The sequence below is a fragment of the Polaromonas sp. SP1 genome, assembly GCF_003711205.1.
In the GTDB taxonomy this organism is placed as follows: domain Bacteria; phylum Pseudomonadota; class Gammaproteobacteria; order Burkholderiales; family Burkholderiaceae_C; genus Polaromonas.
Window position 1 is genome coordinate 999754 of sequence record NZ_CP031013.1, and the last position, 17228, is coordinate 1016981.

17 protein-coding genes are annotated in these 17228 nt (G+C 64.4%); 13 read left to right on the plus strand and 4 right to left on the minus strand.

Translation table 11 applies throughout. The features are described 5' to 3' along the window. Nucleotide 1: 1 nt before the first annotated feature. Complete coding sequence (locus DT070_RS04765) at nt 2–985, minus strand: fumarylacetoacetate hydrolase family protein (protein WP_122954375.1); 984 nt, start codon at nt 983–985, stop codon at nt 2–4. 150 nt (nt 986–1135) lie between these two features. Here DT070_RS04765 and DT070_RS04770 point away from each other — a divergent pair, with 150 nt between their 5' ends. The 3 genes from DT070_RS04770 to DT070_RS04780 all read left to right on the plus strand — a co-directional run bounded on the left by DT070_RS04770 (nt 1136) and on the right by DT070_RS04780 (nt 3523). Further along, nucleotides 1136–1987: an IclR family transcriptional regulator gene (locus DT070_RS04770; RefSeq protein WP_369973920.1), complete on the plus strand. Its 852-nt coding sequence runs from the start codon at nt 1136–1138 to the stop codon at nt 1985–1987. After that, entirely contained in the window at nt 1984–3087 is a 1104-nt protein-coding gene (locus tag DT070_RS04775) for a DUF3108 domain-containing protein (protein WP_122954376.1), read from the plus strand. Before DT070_RS04770 ends, DT070_RS04775 begins: the two co-directional genes overlap by 4 nt. Nucleotides 3088–3241: 154 nt before the next feature. Continuing rightward, nucleotides 3242–3523 (plus strand): DUF3567 domain-containing protein, encoded by a 282-nt coding sequence (locus DT070_RS04780; RefSeq protein ID WP_122954377.1) that lies wholly within the window; start codon nt 3242–3244, stop codon nt 3521–3523. Nucleotides 3524–3711: 188 nt separating this feature from the next. On the opposite strand, the gene DT070_RS04785 is transcribed toward DT070_RS04780, so the two are convergent. Further along, entirely contained in the window at nt 3712–4818 is a 1107-nt protein-coding gene (locus DT070_RS04785; RefSeq protein ID WP_122954378.1) for an AbrB family transcriptional regulator, read from the minus strand. Between the two features lie 104 nt (nt 4819–4922). Between DT070_RS04785 and DT070_RS04790 the strand changes: the two genes are divergently transcribed. Continuing rightward, nucleotides 4923–5723 (plus strand): ChaN family lipoprotein, encoded by an 801-nt coding sequence (locus DT070_RS04790; RefSeq protein ID WP_122954379.1) that lies wholly within the window; start codon nt 4923–4925, stop codon nt 5721–5723. 144 nt (nt 5724–5867) lie between these two features. Here the strand turns inward: DT070_RS04790 and DT070_RS04795 are convergent, their stop codons facing one another. Continuing rightward, on the minus strand, nt 5868–7208 hold the full coding sequence (locus tag DT070_RS04795) for an aminotransferase class III-fold pyridoxal phosphate-dependent enzyme (RefSeq protein ID WP_122954380.1): 1341 nt from the start codon (nt 7206–7208) through the stop codon (nt 5868–5870). 90 nt (nt 7209–7298) lie between these two features. Here DT070_RS04795 and purU point away from each other — a divergent pair, with 90 nt between their 5' ends. The 6 genes from purU (at nt 7299) to DT070_RS04825 (ending at nt 12755) form a co-directional block, all read left to right on the plus strand. Next, nucleotides 7299–8147, plus strand: coding sequence for a formyltetrahydrofolate deformylase (gene purU, locus DT070_RS04800; RefSeq protein WP_122954381.1), 849 nt, complete (start codon nt 7299–7301; stop codon nt 8145–8147). Between the two features lie 5 nt (nt 8148–8152). Continuing rightward, nucleotides 8153–9052, plus strand: a complete 900-nt coding sequence (locus tag DT070_RS04805; protein WP_092130281.1) for a LysR substrate-binding domain-containing protein — start codon at nt 8153–8155, stop codon at nt 9050–9052. A 180-nt stretch (nt 9053–9232) separates the two neighbouring features. Continuing rightward, nucleotides 9233–10018, plus strand: a complete 786-nt coding sequence (locus DT070_RS04810; protein ID WP_194965959.1) for a carbonic anhydrase family protein — start codon at nt 9233–9235, stop codon at nt 10016–10018. A gap of 107 nt (nt 10019–10125) precedes the next feature. Next, on the plus strand, nt 10126–11628 hold the full coding sequence (locus DT070_RS04815) for an FAD-linked oxidase C-terminal domain-containing protein (protein WP_122954382.1): 1503 nt from the start codon (nt 10126–10128) through the stop codon (nt 11626–11628). A 37-nt stretch (nt 11629–11665) separates the two neighbouring features. Continuing rightward, nucleotides 11666–12037, plus strand: coding sequence for a CidA/LrgA family protein (locus DT070_RS04820; protein WP_122954383.1), 372 nt, complete (start codon nt 11666–11668; stop codon nt 12035–12037). Next, complete coding sequence (locus tag DT070_RS04825; RefSeq protein WP_122954384.1) at nt 12030–12755, plus strand: LrgB family protein; 726 nt, start codon at nt 12030–12032, stop codon at nt 12753–12755. The genes DT070_RS04820 and DT070_RS04825 overlap by 8 nt, the downstream gene beginning before the upstream one ends. A 112-nt stretch (nt 12756–12867) precedes the next feature. On the opposite strand, the gene DT070_RS04830 is transcribed toward DT070_RS04825, so the two are convergent. Continuing rightward, nucleotides 12868–13425: a polymer-forming cytoskeletal protein gene (locus tag DT070_RS04830; protein WP_122954385.1), complete on the minus strand. Its 558-nt coding sequence runs from the start codon at nt 13423–13425 to the stop codon at nt 12868–12870. Nucleotides 13426–13667: 242 nt separating this feature from the next. Here DT070_RS04830 and DT070_RS04835 point away from each other — a divergent pair, with 242 nt between their 5' ends. The 3 genes from DT070_RS04835 to fusA all read left to right on the plus strand — a co-directional run bounded on the left by DT070_RS04835 (nt 13668) and on the right by fusA (nt 17219). After that, nucleotides 13668–14243 carry a methylated-DNA--[protein]-cysteine S-methyltransferase gene (locus DT070_RS04835; RefSeq protein ID WP_122957254.1) on the plus strand — a complete coding sequence of 192 codons (576 nt, stop codon included), beginning with the start codon at nt 13668–13670 and terminating at the stop codon, nt 14241–14243. Between the two features lie 32 nt (nt 14244–14275). Next, entirely contained in the window at nt 14276–14980 is a 705-nt protein-coding gene (locus tag DT070_RS04840; protein WP_122954386.1) for a glutathione S-transferase family protein, read from the plus strand. A gap of 130 nt (nt 14981–15110) precedes the next feature. Next, nucleotides 15111–17219: an elongation factor G gene (gene fusA, locus DT070_RS04845; protein WP_122954387.1), complete on the plus strand. Its 2109-nt coding sequence runs from the start codon at nt 15111–15113 to the stop codon at nt 17217–17219. Nucleotides 17220–17228: the final 9 nt, after the last annotated feature.

Genomic DNA, 17228 nt, shown 5'->3' on the forward strand with positions numbered 1-17228 from the left:
CTCAGGCGTTCTCGACAATTTTTTGGTCGATGGCGCCAAACACTGAGAGCCCATCCTTGCCCTTGACCTCGATGCGAATCGTGTCGCCGTATTTCATGAATTCGGTTTTGGGCTTGCCGTCTTCAATCGTTTCGATCGCGCGTTTTTCGGCGATGCAGCTGTAGCCGTGGCTCCAGTCCTTGTTGCTGACGGTGCCGGAGCCCACGATGCTGCCGGCGCGCACATTGCGGGTCTTGCAGAGGTGGGCGATCAGCTGGCCGAAATGAAAGGTCATCTCGGGGCCGGCCTCGCACATGCCGACCTTGCGGCCGTTCCAGGTGCTCTGCAGGGTCAGGTGCAGGCGGCCCTTTTCCCAGGCGTCGCCCACTTCATCGGGCGTCACCGCCACCGGGCTGAAGGCCGTGGCCGGCTTGCTCTGCAAGAAACCGAAACCCTTGGCCAGCTCATCGGGGATCAGGTTGCGCAGCGAGACGTCGTTCACCAGCATCAGCAGGCGCACGCCTTCAAGGGCCTGCGCCGGCGTGGCGCCCATGGGCACGTCGCCGGTGATCACGGCGACTTCGGCTTCAAAGTCAATGCCGAAGTCTTCGCTCGGCACCACGACGTCGTCGCAGGCGCCGATGAAGTCGTCGCTGCCGCCCTGGTACATCAGCGGGTCGGAGTAAAAACTTTCGGGCACTTCGGCGTTGCGGGCCTTGCGCACCAGCTCCACATGGTTGATGAAGGCCGAGCCGTCGGCCCACTGGTAGGCGCGGGGCAGCGGCGCCATGCAGCGTGAGGGCTCGAACGGGAACGCATGCCGCGCCTTGCCGTTGTTCAGCGTTTCATACAGGTCCTGCAATTGCGGCGACATGAAGTTCCAGTCGTCCAGCACCTGCTGCAATTTGCCGGCAATGCCGGTCGCATAATGGGCCGTGGAGAGATCGCGTGACACCACAACGAGCTGGCCGTCGCGCGAAGAGTCTTTGTAAGTGGCAAGTTTCATCGGTATCCTGAAGGGTGCTGTCGTGTGGCTGGCGTCGCTGGAAGACGTAAAGGACCGATTGTGCCGTGGCCGCTGAAGGCCGGCCTCGCGTTACGATCCATGCACTCCCAACGCCCCAGCTCCCCGGTTCACCCGAAATTTTAGTCAAGCATGAAAACCAGCCCCGGCGCCACCGCATCCGCTCGCAGCAGCCTGGCGCCGCAACGCGCGGGAATCCAGTCGGTCGAGGTCGGTTTTGCGCTGCTGGAGGTGTTGTCTGCCTCGCCCGGCCCGCTGATGCTGCGCGACCTGGCGGCCGCCGCCGGCATGAGCGCGGCCAAGGCCCACCGCTACCTCGTGAGCTTCCAGCGCCTGGCGCTGGTGACGCAGGACAGCGCCACCACCCGTTATGACCTCGGCCCGGCGGCGCTCAAGCTGGGGCTGGCCTCGCTGTCCCGCCTGGACAGCGTCAAGCTGGCCCGCCAGCTCATGCCCGCGCTGATGGCGCAAACCGGCCAGACCCTGGCGCTGGCCGTCTGGGGCAACCAGGGGCCCACGCTGGTGCATTGGGAGGAGTCGCCGCAGGCCGTGACAGTCAACCTGCGGCTGGGCGATGTCATGCCGCTGCTGTCGTCGGCCACGGGCCTGTGTTTTACGGCGTTTTCATTTCCCCGCCTGGCGGCCGGCGCGCGGCCGCAAAGCCGGCTGGCGCTGCTGGTGAAAGACGAGCTGGCCCGCAACCAGAAGCTGGCGCGCAAGGACGTCCCCGCCAGCATGGCCGAAGTGATGGCCCTGCTCGACGAGGTGCGCCTGCGCGGCATGGCGCGCGCCGTCAACACCCTGCTTCCCGGCGTGGCCGGCTTTTGCGCGCCTGTGTTTGATGCCGACGGCCATCTGGTGCTGGGCATGGTCGCGCTGGGCTCGCTGGCCACCTTCGATCCGGAGTGGGATGGCAAGGTCGCGCAGCCCCTGGCGGCGGCCGCACGGCAACTTTCCCGCGACCTGGGGTTCAAAGAAGGATGACAAGCTTGACGGCCGCGCAAGCCGGCATCGCGCGCGGCCAGGGCGACGCGACGCCCTGGCGCGCATTGGCCATGCTGGCGGTGGCGGTGCTGGCCATCCATGCGCTGGTGCTGATGTCGTCGCCAGCGCGCTTCGGCCCGGAGCTCGATCCGGCCTCGCAGCGCGTGCAGCCCCTGGTCACCCGCAGCATCACAACGCCCCCGGCGGTGCAAGCCGCCGCAGCGCCGGCGCCCCCGCCGCCCAGGCCCCGCCCGAAAATTATTAAGCCAAAATCGCCTCCAGCCCAATCCACGCCTACACCTGTCGCTATTAATAATGTAGCAACACCCGTCGTTGAAACACCCGCCGCCAGCGAGCCCTCGGCCCCCGAGGCTGTCGCCGCCCTGGCCCCCGCATCCGCTGCAAGCGCACCCGTCACGCCTGTTGCGCCCGCCGGCCCTGCGCAAACGCCCGTCACGGCCATGGCCCTGCCCGAGAACGTGAAGCTGGAATACAAGATGACCGGAAGCGCCAAGGGCTTGAACTACCACGCCAATGGCGAGCTGAACTGGCGGCGCGTGGGCAATCTTTACGATGCGGGCATGCGGGTCAGCGCGCTGTTCCTCGGCTCACGCAGCATGGGCAGCACCGGCGTGGTGGGCCCTGAAGGGCTGGCGCCCATCCGCTTTTCCGACAAATCCAGAAGCGAAGTGGCCGCGCATTTTGACCCCGACAAGGGCCAGGTCAGCTTCAGCGCCAACACACCCAGCGTGCCGTGGATCAAGGGCGCCCAGGACCGGGTCAGCGTTTTTATCCAGCTGGGCGGCATGCTGGCCGGAAACCCGGCATTGTTCCCTGTGGGCACCACCCTCTCGATGTACACCGTGGGGCCGCGCGATGCAGACACCTGGACTTTTTTGGTGGAGGCCGAAGAAAACCTCACGCTGCCCTTCGGTGAGATGGCCACACTGAAACTCACACGCCAGCCGCGGCGCGAGTTCGACCAGAAGGTCGAGATCTGGTACGCACCGTCGCTGGGCTACCTGCCGGTGCGCAACAAAATCACCCAGTCCAACGGGGACTTTATCGACCAGCAGCTCAGTGGCCTCAGCAAAGAGTAGAAACTGGGGGCGGCGTTGCCATGCCGCACGCTGAAGCGGGGTATCTGTGTGGTTTTGCACGGCGTAGCGGGTCTTTACCGAACGATTGCATGCCGGAAGTTCTTTCCCTTGAACTTGGCACTATCGTTGCTATCTGAAGGTAAAGGAACCCACCATGCACATGCTCTACGACTCAGACTCTTTTGCCGTGCTTCAGATCCACGCCAACGCGCCTGAAGAAAGCACGCCCGCGCCGGCCGTGCCGCAACTGGCCCGCCATGGTTTTGAAATCGTGGACAAACGCTCCGGTAAAGAGGTCTACCTGGACGGCTCATGGGCCGAGATGTTCCAGCAGCGCCTGAGCGCCTGGGCACAAAACACACCGACGCAGGAAGAAATCGAAGATACGCTGGAAGGCTATAGCGGGCTGGCCAACACCCCTATGTCATTACATTGAGCCCCCACGCTCCCCCACTGCGTGTGGGTCGCTGCCCCCCGAGGGGGCCGCTCCGCCTGCGGTCTGGCAAAGCCAGTCCCGCGGCTCCTGCTTGGTTGAAGAGCGCTCCGTAATCGCTCTGACTTACCCTCCCCTCGCTCCATCTCCCACTCCGCTCGCCCTGAGGTATTGAAGGGCCGGTGCGCTTGTCAATCAGCCTGCGGGCTTTCAGCCGCGTTGGATTGATAAAACCAGCGGTACATCGGCTCAGCCAGCACCAGAACAGCCGCCAGCCTGGTGACATGAAACGCCGTCACCACGGGCACACCCAGCTGCAATACCTTGGCCGTGATGGCCATTTCGGCGATGCCGCCGGGTGATGTGCCTAGCAGCAAAGTCGCCCAGTGCAGGCTGGTGAAGTGTGCAAGCAACCAGGCGAAGGCAGCGCACAACACGATCATGGCCACGGTGGCCAGCGCGACGGAGCCCAGCCAGCGCGGCGCCATGTGCACAAAGCCGCTGGTAAAACGCACACCCAGGCTGATGCCGATGACGAGTTGCGCAGCGTTCGTCATCCATTGGGGCAGGGCAGACAGTGTCACGCCGCTCGCCGTCAGCAGCAGCGACACCACCAGCGCACCGATAAACCACGGGTTGGTGCGGTCCAGTTTCACCATGACCCAGCAGCCAATGCCGGTGAGCAGCGCCAGCAGGGCCAGGCCGGGCAGCGCCACTGCGCGTGCACCGGGCAAGGCGGCGTCCAGCCCGTGCAGCCCCGCCCACTGAAAGCCGAAAGGAATGACCAGCGTGACCAGCAACACGCGCAGGCTGTGCGCCGACGCCACCAGATCGGTTTGCGCGCCGTGGCGCTCGGCCATCAGCGTCATTTCAGAAGCGGCCCCGATGGGCGCGGCGAAATAAGTCGTGATGCGCGACAGGCCCTGGACCTGGAACGGCCCGGGCCCATGGTGCAAGCGGTAAAGCCACGCACCGAACGCAAGGCCCAGCGCCAGCGCCCACACGATATTGAGCGCAATCGCCCACCACAAGCCCGCCAGCAGTGCCACCACCTGCGGCGTGAAGTACAAGCCCAGCGCGCAGCCGATGATCCATTGCCCGCTGTTGCGCAGCGGCGTCCAGCTGGCGGTGGGGCCGCCCAGCATGGAGACCACGGCTGTCGCCAGCAGCGGGCCGATCATCCAGGGCAAGGGCGTGCGCAGTGCGATGCACAGCGCCGCCGCAGCCCATGCCAGCAACAAGGTCAGGGCGATGCGCACGGGCAGCAGCTGGACGGCGCGGTGGAACAGGGAGGGCATGGGAACGTCGGGATGCGCAGCAAAACCGCTGGAAGCAGTAGTATCCACGGATGGCTTATTTCCCCACCCCTCGTGCTTTGGCATGGCTTGTCTGCAGCGCCGCGATGGCCTTGGCGGGCGGCTGCGCGGGCCGGCCCGAAGCGCCCATCCTGCAGGCGCCCGGCAGTGATGCGGCGCAGGCATCGGCCAGGCTGGAGGCGGTGCTTCCCGCCGACGTCCTCATCCTGGGGGAGCAGCATGACGCAGCCGAGCACCAGCACATCGAGCAGCAGGTAGTGACCCTTCTGGCGGCCCGCGGCACGCTGGCCGCGGTGGCGCTTGAGATGGCCGACACCGGCGTCAGCACCTCAGCCCTCAAGCCCAGCGCGACCGAGCAGCAGGTGCGCAACGCGCTCAACTGGAACGACAAGGGCTGGCCCTGGGCCGCTTATGGCCCTGCGGTGATGACGGCGGTGCGCGCCGGGGTGCCGGTGCTGGGCGCCAACCTGCCGCGTGCGCAAATGCCGGCCAGCATGGCGGACAGCCGGCTCGACGCCCGGCTGCCCGGTCCGGCCCTGAAAGCGCAGCAGCAACTCATACGCATCGGCCACTGCAACCTGCTGCCCGAAAGCCAGATCACGCCGATGACGCGCATCCAGATCGCCAAGGACATCACCATGGCCAACACACTGGGCCAGGCGGCGCTGCCGGGCAAGACGGTGTTGCTGCTGGCCGGCAGCGGCCATGCGGACCGGCTGCTGGGCGTGCCGCAGCACCTGTCCTCAGACCTGAAGACAAAAGCCATTCGGCTGCGCGCGGGAACGGTTAACAACGAAAAGGCTGAGGCCTTCGATGCGGTGTGGGTAACACCCGCGTTGCCCGAGAAGGACTACTGCGAAGGCCTGGACAAGAAACTGGCGAAATAGGCCCCCACGCTCCCCCACTGCGTGTGGGTCGCTGCCCCCCCCCGAGGGGGCCGCCCGCCTGCGGCCCGGCAAAGCCGGTTCCGCGGCTCAGGCTGGATGAAGAGCCACCTCCCTCATGTGTGTATTCAAGCGCTTCTAGCTGCATCAGGCGTTGTTACGGATCGCGTCGGCCACCACGTTGATGATGCGATCGATGTGCTCTTTTTCGATGATGTAGGGCGGGCAGATCACGACGTTGTCGGCCGCCGGGCGCACCAGCACACCGTTGTGGAAGCACTCCATGAAGATGTCATAGGCGCGCTTGCCCGGTGCGCCGGCCAGCGGCGCCAGTTCCACCGCGCCCGCCAGCCCCAGCGTACGGATGCCGATCACATTGGGCAGGCCCTTGAAGGCGCCGTGCATCGCATCGCCCAGCACCTTGCCCATCTGGCCGGCGCGCTCGTAGAGCTTTTCTTCCTTCAGCAAACTGAGCGTTGCGATCGCCGCCGCGCACGCCACGGGGTGGCCCGAGTAGGTGTAGCCGTGGAAGAACTCGATGGCGTGCTCGGGCGCCGCGCTGTTGGCATTCATCATGCCGTCGTAGATGCGGTCCGAGCAGATCACGCCGCCCAGCGGAATCACGCCGTTGGTCACGCACTTGGCGAAGTTCAGCATGTCGGGCACCACGCCGTAGTAGTCGGCGCCGAAACCCGTGCCAAGGCGCCCGAAGCCGGTGATGACCTCGTCAAAAATCAGCAGGATGCCGTGCTTGTCGCAGATCTCGCGCAGCCGCTTGAGGTAGCCCTTGGGCGGCAGGTACCAGCCGGCGCTGCCGGAAACAGGCTCGACGATGATGGCCGCCACGTTACTGGGGTCATGCAGCGGCAGGATGCGGTTTTCGAGTTCCAGCAGCAGGTCTTCCTGCCACACGGGCTCGGTACCGTTGATGTAGGCGTGGTTCACCGGGTCGTGGATGAAACGCATGTGGTCCACGCGCGGCAGCAGCGCAGCGCCGTACACCTTGCGGTTGGCCGGAATGCCGCCCACGCTCATGCCGCCAAAGCCGACGCCGTGGTAACCCTTTTCACGGCCGATGAAGATGTTGCGGTGGCCCTCGCCGCGCGCGCGGTGGTAGGCCAGCGCCACCTTCAGCGAGGTGTCCGCGGCCTCAGACCCTGAATTGCAGAACAGCACCTTGTTGAGGTCGCCAGGCGCCATGCCCGCGATGACTTCAGCCGCCTTGAAGGCCTGGTCGTTGCTGGCCTGGAAGGCGGTCGCGTAGTCCAGCGTGTCGAGCTGCTTCTTGATGGCTTCGTTGATGGGCTTGCGGTTGTGGCCGGCGCCCACGCACCACAGGCTGGAGATGCCGTCGATCACCTGCCGGCCGTCGTGCGTCGTGAAGTGCATGCCGTCGGCGGCGACGAACACGCGCGGGTCTTTCTTGAAGCTGCGGTTGGGGGTGAAAGGGAGCCAGTGGTGCTCCATGTTGAAGTTCTGGTAGGCCATGGCGTGTCTCCTGCGTCTGAAATAGGGGGTGTTCCGGCATTCTGGCACTTCCGGGCAGGCGCCGCCCTCTCCTGCGACAATTCATCCCCTATGAATCACGCTTATATCCTGACCCTGTCGTGCCCGGACCGCATGGGCATTGTTCATGCCGTCTCCGGTTTCCTGCTGCAAAACGGCGGCAACATTGAAGAAGCCGCGCAGTACAACGACCACGACACGGGCCTGTTTTTCATGCGGGTGCAGTTCGCCTGCGACAAGCTGACGCATGAAGAACTCTCCAGCCAGCTGAAGTCGTTTGCAGAGCCTTTCGGCATGAGCTGGAAGCTGCATGCCACCACCCAGCCCATGCGCACGGTCATCATGGTCAGCAAGGAAGGCCATTGCCTGAACGACCTGCTGTTTCGCTGCAAGTCGGGCTTGCTGCCGGTGGAGGTGCGCGCCATCGTCTCCAACCACCGTGAGTTCTACCAGCTGGCCGCCAGCTACAACATCCCGTTTCACCACATCCCCGTCACGGCCGCCACCAAGGCGCAGGCCGAGGCGAAGCAGCTGGAGATCATCGAATCCGAAGGCGCCGAGCTGGTGGTGCTGGCGCGCTACATGCAGGTGCTCTCCAACGACCTGTGCAAAAAACTCGCCGGCCGCGCCATCAACATCCACCACTCATTTTTGCCCAGCTTCAAGGGCGCCAAGCCTTACTACCAGGCGCATGACCGCGGCGTGAAACTGATAGGCGCGACGGCCCATTACGTGACCGCCGACCTGGACGAAGGCCCCATCATTGAACAAGACGTGGCGCGCGCCGACCACAGCAAGACGGTGGAAGACCTGACCGCCATGGGCCGCGACACCGAAAGCCAGGTGCTGGCGCGTGCGGTGAAGTGGCACAGCGAACACCGCGTGCTTTTGAACGGCCACAAGACCGTCATCTTCAAATAAGCAGCATGGCCACGCCGGCTCGAATCCCGCCGATTCAATGTCTTCTGACCTTCGAAGCGTTGGCGCGCCTGCGCAGCGTGACGCAGGCGGCCGAAGAACTCTGCGTCACGCCCAGCGCGGTCAGCCACCGCGTCAAGCAGCTTGAGCAAATCATCGGCACCAAACTTTTTGGCCGCGCCGATTTTTCGCTGACCACCGAGGGCAGCGAATACCTGGCCCATGTGCGCGAAGGCCTGGCCACCTTGCAGAAGTTTCCGGGCGCAGCCGGGCAAAGCACCACACCCGGCAAGCGCAAGCTGCGCCTGGCCGTCACGCCCACCTTTGCGCGCTCCATCCTCATCCCACGGTTGCGCCAGTTCACCGACGCCTACCCCGAGATCGACCTCACGCTGCAGGTGTCAATCCCGTTGCTGGATGTGGTGGCTGAAGATGCCGACCTCATCGTGCGCTTCGGCACCGGCCGCTATGCCGACCTGGAGCACGTGTGCCTGAGCAAGGACGAAGTCGCGCCGCTGGCATCGCCCGCTTTTGTGCGCGAGCATGGTCCGTTTGAAGCCGCCGAAGACCTCGAAGGCGAAAGCCTGCTGCGCTCGCCGCTGGAGCCCTGGCGCACCTGGTTTGCGGCGCACAAACTCGACTGGCCGGAGCCGGCCGACGGTTCGCAGTTCAACGACATCGGCCTGATGTGCGACGCCGCCGCGGCCGGCATGGGCATTGCGCTCATCCGCCTCAAGCTGGGCGCGCCCTGGCTGGAGAACGGCTCGCTGGTGCGCCTGGGCAGCAACGCCGTGTTTGCCGGCAATGTACCCAGCCCGCATGCGCACTACCTGTGCTGGCGCACCGGCACCATGGACCGCTGGGAGTGCGCGGCCTTTGCCGACTGGCTGCGCAAAAGCCTGGGCTAGGGCCTTTTGAGTTGTAGCGCATTTTGCGTACGCCAATAGGTTTAGCAAGCCCCAGGCATCCGACAAGTGGTTTTGCGCCCATGCAGGCCCCTACCTATCATGGGCTGGCCATGGCAGCGGGTGAGGGCCCGGCCAGCGGCACAGAGTCAAAAAACCAACTTGTTGAATGAGGGAAGTCTCATGAAGAAAAATCAACTCGCTGCTGGTGTGGCCGGCGTCCTGCTGTCCCTGCTGGCTATCTCGCCCGCGGCCCACGCCGAGGGCAAAGCCGCTGCAGCCAGGGCCGTCAAGCCCGGCACCTTCTGCACCATCCAGGATGCCAAGGCATGCCAGGACGCCGTGACACCCGCACAAATCCTGGTGCACTTCAAGGCCGGCAACTCCCGCTTCGTCTCCGGCAAGCCGCGCCACCAGAACTACCTCAAGGAAATGAAAGCCACCGCAGACGGCCAGTTCCCACTGGCCAGCGTGGTGTCCTGCATCGACTCGCGCGCACCGGCCGAGATCGTGTTCGACCAGGGCATAGGCGACCTCTTCAATGCACGCGTGGCCGGCAATATCGTCAATGAAGACATCCTGGGCAGCCTGGAATTTGCGCACAAGGTCGTGGGCGCCAAACTGCTGGTGGTGATGGGCCACACCAGCTGCGGCGCGATCAAGGGCGCGTGTGACGACGCCCAGCTCGGCAACCTGACCGGTCTCATCGGCAAGATGAAGCCGGCCGTGAACATGGTTTCCGCCGACATCAAGGACCGCACATCCAAGAACGATGCCTTTGTCGAAATGGTGGCCGAGAGCAATGTGCGCCTCACGGTGGAAACCATCCGCGAGAAGAGCCCCATCCTGCGCGAGATGGAGCAAAAGGGCGAGATCATGATCGTGGGCGCCATGTACGACGTGAAAACCGGCAAGGTCAAGTTCTATGACACGCCGGGCGCCAGCAAGGCGCCCGGCACCAAGTCCTGAAACCTGCGAACGGACTGGCGGCATTTCACGTGCCGCTTTAAATTTCTTCAACCCGGCGGGGGCCGCTTGCCCTACAGTCTGATTTCATCCCTGGAACCAGAAAAAACATGAACGCCCCCACCTCGCACGAACAACACAGCCTGCTTGAGCGATCAGAGCGGCAATCGCAGGTGGTGCGCGCCCTGCAGGCGGTGCTGCCCGCGCACGCCCTGCTGTGGAACAACGAAGACACCACCCCCTACGAATGCGACGGTCTGACCGCCTACCGCCAGCGGCCGCTGGTGGTGGCACTGCCTGAAACCTACGCGCAGGTGCAAGCCGTACTCAAGACCTGCCACGCGCTGGACGTGCCGGTGGTGGCGCGCGGTGCGGGCACCGGGCTTTCCGGCGGTGCCATGCCGCACAAGCTGGGCGTCACGCTGTCGCTGGCCAAGTTCAACAAAATCCTCAAGCTCGATGCCGCCAGCCGCACGGCAGTCGTGCAGGGCGGCGTGCGCAACCTCGCCATTTCGGAAGCGGCCGCACCGCTGGGCCTGTATTACGCACCCGACCCTTCCAGCCAGATTGCCTGCACCATAGGGGGCAATGTCGCCGAGAACTCGGGCGGCGTGCACTGCCTCAAGTACGGCCTGACGGTGCACAACGTGCTCAAGGTCAAGGGCTTCACCATTGAAGGTGAAGAGGTCGAGTTCGGCAGCGATGCGCTCGATGCCGCGGGCTACGACCTGCTGAGCATCATCATCGGCAGCGAAGGCATGCTGGCCGTCACCACCGAGGTCACCGTGAAGCTGGTGCCCAAGCCGCGGCTGGCCCGTTGCATCATGGCCAGCTTTGACGACCTGCGCAAAGCCGGCGATGCCGTGGCCGCCGTGATTGCGGCCGGCATTATCCCTGCCGGCCTGGAGATGATGGACAAGCCGATGACGGCTGCGGTGGAAGACTTTGTGCACGCCGGCTACGACCTGAGCGCCGAAGCGATCTTGCTGTGCGAAAGCGATGGCACACCCGAAGAGGTCGAAGAAGAAATCGGCCGCATGAGCGAGGTGCTGCGCCGCTGCGGCGCCACCGCCATTGCTGTGAGCCAGGACGAAGCCGAGCGCCTGCGCTTCTGGAGCGGCCGCAAGAACGCCTTCCCCGCCTCAGGCCGCATCAGCCCCGACTACATGTGCATGGACTCCACCATCCCGCGAAAGCGCCTGGCCGACATCCTGCTGGCGATTGCAGAGATGGAGAAAAAATACCAGCTGCGCTGCGCCAATGTCTTTCATGCGGGAGACGGTAACCTGCACCCGCTGATTTTGTTTGACGCCAACGACCCCGACCAGTTGCACCGCTGCGAACTCTTCGGTGCCGACATCCTGGAGACCAGCGTTGCCATGGGCGGCACCGTCACGGGCGAGCACGGCGTGGGCGTGGAAAAACTCAATTCCATGTGCGTGCAGTTTTCAGCCGAAGAAAACGAGCAGATGTTCGGCGTCAAACGCGCCTTCGACAGCAAGGGTTTGCTCAACCCGGGCAAGGTGATCCCGACGCTGAACCGCTGCGCCGAATACGGAAAGATGCTGGTGCGCGGCGGGCAGATCAAGCACCCGGATTTGCCGCGCTTTTAGGCCGGCCCATGCCCCCGCTTTTCTCTCACATTCCCTTATGACGGCACTGCGCGGATTAGCCTGGCTACTGGTCTTCCAGTCCATCGGCGAGCTGCTTTCGCGCGGCTTTTCACTGCCTTTTCCGGGCCCGGTGATCGGCATGGTTTTGCTGCTGGTGGGCCTGCAATCAGAGCTGGTGCGAGGCCCTGTGTCAGTGTGCGCAGACTTCCTGCTTGCGCACCTTTCGTTACTCTTTGTGCCCGTCGGCGTGGGCGTGATGACCCATCTTTCGCTGGTCAGCCAGTACGGCGTGCGCATGCTGGTGGTGGTGGCGGCGTCCACATTGGCCGGTTTGGTGGTCACGGTGCTGACGCTGCACCTGCTGCGGGACCGCGGCGAGACCCCTGAAGAGGAGCCGCCGCATGCCTAAATTTGTGGAGCTCTGGGTCTACCTGTCGGCCACGCCGCTGTTCGGCCTGACGGCGACGCTGGCGGTGTACGTGCTGGCGCAGGCCATGTATTCGCGGCTCGGGCAAGCACCCTGGGCCAACCCGGTGCTGTGGACGGTCGTGTGCCTGGCCGGCGGCCTGCTGCTCACCGGTGTGCCTTATCCCACTTACTTTGCGGGCGCGCAGTTCATCCACTTTTTACTGGGCCCAGCAGTGGTGGCCCTGGCCTGGCCGCTGTGGCTGCGGCGCGCAGAACTGCGCCGGCGCTGGGGGCGTTTGTTGTTGGCCGCAGTCGCAGGCGGCATTGCGGCCAGCGGCTCCGCGCTGCTGCTGGGCTGGGCGCTGGGCTTGCCTTCGGAAGTCACGCTATCGCTCGCGCCCAAATCCGTCACCGCACCGGTGGCCATGGGCATTGCAGAAAAGATAGGCGGCATTCCGGCGCTGGCTGCGGTGTTCGCAGTAGTGACTGGCCTGGTGGGCGCGCTCAGCGGCAAATACCTGTTTGATGCCTTGCGCATCCCTACCAACCCATCGGGCTGGGCCGCGCGCGGTTTTGCGCTGGGCACGGTGTCGCACGGCCTGGGCGCGGCGCGGGCCCTGCAGGTCAACGCAGATGCGGGGGCCTATGCGGGGCTGGCGCTGGGCCTGCAGGTGGTGTTGGCCTCGGCACTGATACCGCTGGCCTTCAAGTGGCTTTAAGGCAAGAAAAGCAAACAGCCCGCAATCCGTCCCCCGCCGCGAGCGGCAAAGAATGGATGCGGGTGTCCAGGCCAGGGCAGCGTGCTGCCGCTTGATGGTTTTTAACTGTCTCCTACACCGCCTGTAAACCGGTCTTCACCACGCTGGCCGGCTTGGCCGCAGCCAGTGCGCCGAACAAAATTTCGCCCGAGAGCTGGCCGCCCTCTTCAATCACCAGCTTGCCGTAACGGATGATGCCGGTAACTTTGCCGGTCGAATAGATCACCAGCTTCTGGCGCACCGTGAGGTTGCCGTTGAACTCGCCGCGGATTTCCGCCACGTCGATTTCTGCGGAGCCCTTGAAGGCGCCTTGCTCGGAAATCTGGATCACGCGCGAATCCATGGTGGCTTCGACCAGGCCTTCGACGACCAGCGTGTCGCAGTCGGTGATCTCAACGCCCTTGAGTTTGATGTTGGGGCCTACCGTCAGCTTGCTGCCGCCTTCCTTGGCGGTGCTGGTGGAGGGTGCGGCTTCACTCACGGGCTTGGTGGTGTTCTGCTGGCCCGAGCCGGAGAGCGGCGCCGAATGCAGTGTGCTGGCCGAGCCGGTGTTTGCATAGCCGCTTCCAGGACCATTGCGCAGGCCCGCCGGTGTCTCGTTTTCTCGCTTGCCAAAGAACGGTGTTGCCATGAGAGTTCCTTAAAAAAGAACGCATGGTACGTCTGCAAAAAATTAAAAGCTTCAGCGGCATGCAAGATAGGTAACGAAATTAATTCTTACATTCTCCTTCGGCAGCCCTTGCAGGGCTTTCATCAGGCGCTCCCAAATACATAGCACGCGCCTATCACGCACTTCGCGGCCGGGCGCCCGAATCGCACCAGGGAAAAGGCGCCATGCCGAAAATCGCCTGCCCGTGTAGCATGCGGGTCACCATGCCCCCAGCCAGCGAACCCCACAGCTTCACGCTTTTTGGCACCGCCATCGGCTGGTGCGCGCTGGTGTGGAACGACCATGGCATCGCCGCGGTGCGGCTGCCGGAAGCCACGGAGGGCCGCATGCTCTCCCGTCTGTACCGGCAGTTCCCGTTGCTGGCGCAGGAAGCCCCGCCGCCCGCCATACAGCAGGCGATAGACGCGATGGTGGGCCTGCTCGGGGGCGAGGCCCGCGACCTGCGCTTTTGCAGGCTGGACCTGCGCGGCATCGCGCCGTTTCACCGCCGGGTGTACGCGATTGCGCAAGACATCCTGCCGGGCAAGACGCGCACCTACGGCGACATCGCCACCCAGCTGGGCGAGCCCCACGCATCGCGTGCGGTGGGCCAGGCGCTGGGGCACAACCCCTTTCCCATCATCGTGCCCTGCCACCGCGTGCTGGCGGCCGGCGCGCAGTCGGGCGGCTTCTCCGCGCCCGGCGGCGTCTCGACCAAGCTGCGCATGCTGCTGATCGAAGGCGCCGAGATCGGCGGCGCGCCAGGGCTGTTTGACCGCGAGCCGCCGCCTTCTCCGTAACGCATTGACCTCATTCCCCCACTCACCGAACCATGCCCAACACCTCTAAAGAATCAACGCCCGCCATCCGCCTTTATTCCGCGCGCCTCAGCATGTTCGGCGCCAAAGTGCAGATCGCCGCCTTTGAAAAAAGCATCCCGCTGGACATCGTCATGGTGCCCTTCACGCAGACCGAGGGTTACTCGCCCAAGCACCCGGAGGTCGTGCGCATCAACCCGAAAAAGCAGGTGCCGGTGCTGGTCAACGGCGACCTGGAACTGTTCGACTCGACGCAGATCCTGGAGTACCTGGAAGACCTGCGGCCCGAGCCTGCACTCTGGCCCGCCGGCATTGCCGCGCGTGCGCGGGCCCGCCAGATGGAACATATGTCTGACGAGGTGTACTTCCCGCACATCATCCGGCTCATGGGCTTGCAGCATGACCTGGGCGACCCGCAGGCTGTTGCGGCGGTAGAAGGCGCACGCGCTTTTTACGAACGGCTTGAAAAGCTCCTCGCAGGCCGTGAGTTCGTGATGGAGACTTTTTCGTTTGCCGATATCGCGCTGTACATGGCGATGCTGTTCGGCGAACGCCTGGGCGCGCCCCTCACGCCGGCCACGCCGCTGCTGCTGGCCTGGCGCGGCCGCATGAGCGCGCGGCCTTCGGTGCAAAGCGCCGTCATCCCGATGGCGAAATACCTGCTGTCCGACGGAAGGCCTTTGCCTGCCTTTATGGCGCAAATGCTGCACGCGACCTGACGCCAGGGCCCACACCCGACGTGGGTGCTCGGGGAAAGCCGAGCAAAAAACGGCGCTTTGGCGCAAACTCTCTAGCCCGGCCCACGCCACAACTCCAAGATGCGCAGGCCGGCACAACAAGGAGTTCGTCATGCCCCGCCACACCCCCATCGAGCGTTATCGCAACATCGGCATCAGTGCGCACATTGATGCCGGCAAAACCACCACCACCGAGCGCATCCTGTTCTACACGGGTGTGAACTACAAGATCGGTGAAGTCCATGAAGGCACGGCCACCATGGACTGGATGGAGCAGGAGCAGGAGCGCGGCATCACCATCACTTCGGCAGCGACCACCGCCTTCTGGAAAGGCATGGCCGGCAACTACCCCGAGCACCGCATCAACATCATCGACACCCCGGGCCACGTGGACTTCACCATCGAGGTGGAGCGCTCCATGCGCGTGCTCGACGGCGCGGTCATGGTGTACGACGCCGTGGGCGGCGTGCAGCCGCAGTCGGAAACCGTCTGGCGCCAGGCCAACAAATACAAGGTTCCGCGCCTGGCCTTCGTCAACAAGATGGACCGGGTGGGCGCGGATTTTTTCCGCGTGCAGCGCCAGATCAGCGAGCGCCTCAAGGGCGTGGCCGTGCCGGTGCAAATACCGGTCGGCGCCGAGGACCACTTCCAGGGCGTGGTCGACCTCGTCAAGATGAAAGCCATCATCTGGGACGACACCAGCCAGGGCGTGAAGTTTGAGTACGGCGACATCCCGGCCGACCTGGTGGAAACCGCCAACGAGTGGCGCACCAAAATGATCGAGGCCGCCGCCGAAGCCAACGACGAGTTGCTCAACAAGTACCTGTCAGGCGAAACGCTGAGCGAAGAAGAAATCAAAAGCGGCCTGCGCCAGCGCACCGTGGCCAACGAGATCGTGCCCATGCTCTGCGGCAGCGCCTTCAAGAACAAGGGCGTGCAGGCCATGCTGGACGCGGTGATCGACTACCTGCCTTCGCCGGTGGACGTGCCCGCCATCCTGGGCCACACCGAGGACGACGTGGGCGAGGCCGAGCGCCACCCGAACGACGACGAGCCCTTCTCGGCGCTGGCCTTCAAAATCATGACCGACCCCTACGTCGGCCAGCTGATTTTCTTTCGCGTGTACTCGGGTGTGGTCAAAGCCGGCGACACGGTTTACAACCCCGTCAAGGGCAAACGCGAACGCCTGGGCCGCATCCTGCAGATGCACGCCAATGAACGCAACGAAGTCAAGGAAGTGCGCGCCGGTGACATCGCCGCCGCCGTGGGCCTGAAAGAAGCCACCACCGGCGACACGCTGTGCGACCCCGCCCACGTCATCATCCTGGAGAAGATGGTGTTCCCCGAGCCGGTGATTTCCCAGGCCGTGGAGCCCAAGACCCAGGCCGACCAGGAAAAAATGGGCATCGCCCTGAACCGCCTCGCGCAGGAGGACCCGTCCTTTCGCGTGCACACCGACGAGGAATCCGGCCAGACCATCATCTCGGGCATGGGCGAGCTGCACCTGGAGATTCTGGTCGACCGCATGAAGCGCGAGTTCAGCGTGGAAGCCAATGTGGGCAAACCGCAGGTCGCTTACCGCGAGACGATCAGGCAGGCGGTGAACGATGTCGAAGGCAAGTTCATCAAGCAGTCGGGCGGGCGCGGCCAGTACGGCCACGCCGTGATCAATCTGGAGCCGCAGCCTTCAGGCAAGGGTTATGAGTTTGTCGACGCCATCAAGGGCGGGGTGATCCCGCGCGAATACATCCCGGCCGTCAACAAAGGCATTGTGGAAACCCTCAAGGCCGGTGTGCTGGCGGGCTACCCGGTGGTCGATGTGAAGGCCACGCTGGTATTCGGCTCCTACCATGACGTCGACTCCAACGAGAACGCCTTCCGCATGGCCGGCTCGCTCGCCTTCAAGGAGGCCATGCGCCGCGCCAAGCCGGTGCTGCTGGAGCCCGTGATGGCGGTCGAGGTCGAAATGCCCGAGGACTTCATGGGCAATGTGATGGGCGACCTGTCGTCACGGCGCGGCATGGTGCAAGGCATGGAAGACATCGCGGGCGGTGGCGGCAAGCTGGTGCGCGCCGAAGTGCCGCTGTCGGAAATGTTCGGCTACTCCACCACGCTGCGCTCGCTCACACAGGGCCGCGCGACCTACACGATGGAGTTCAAGCGTTATGCCGAAACCACGCCCGATGTGTCGGCAGCCATCGTGCGCGGCAAGGCCGGCTAGTGCGCAGGC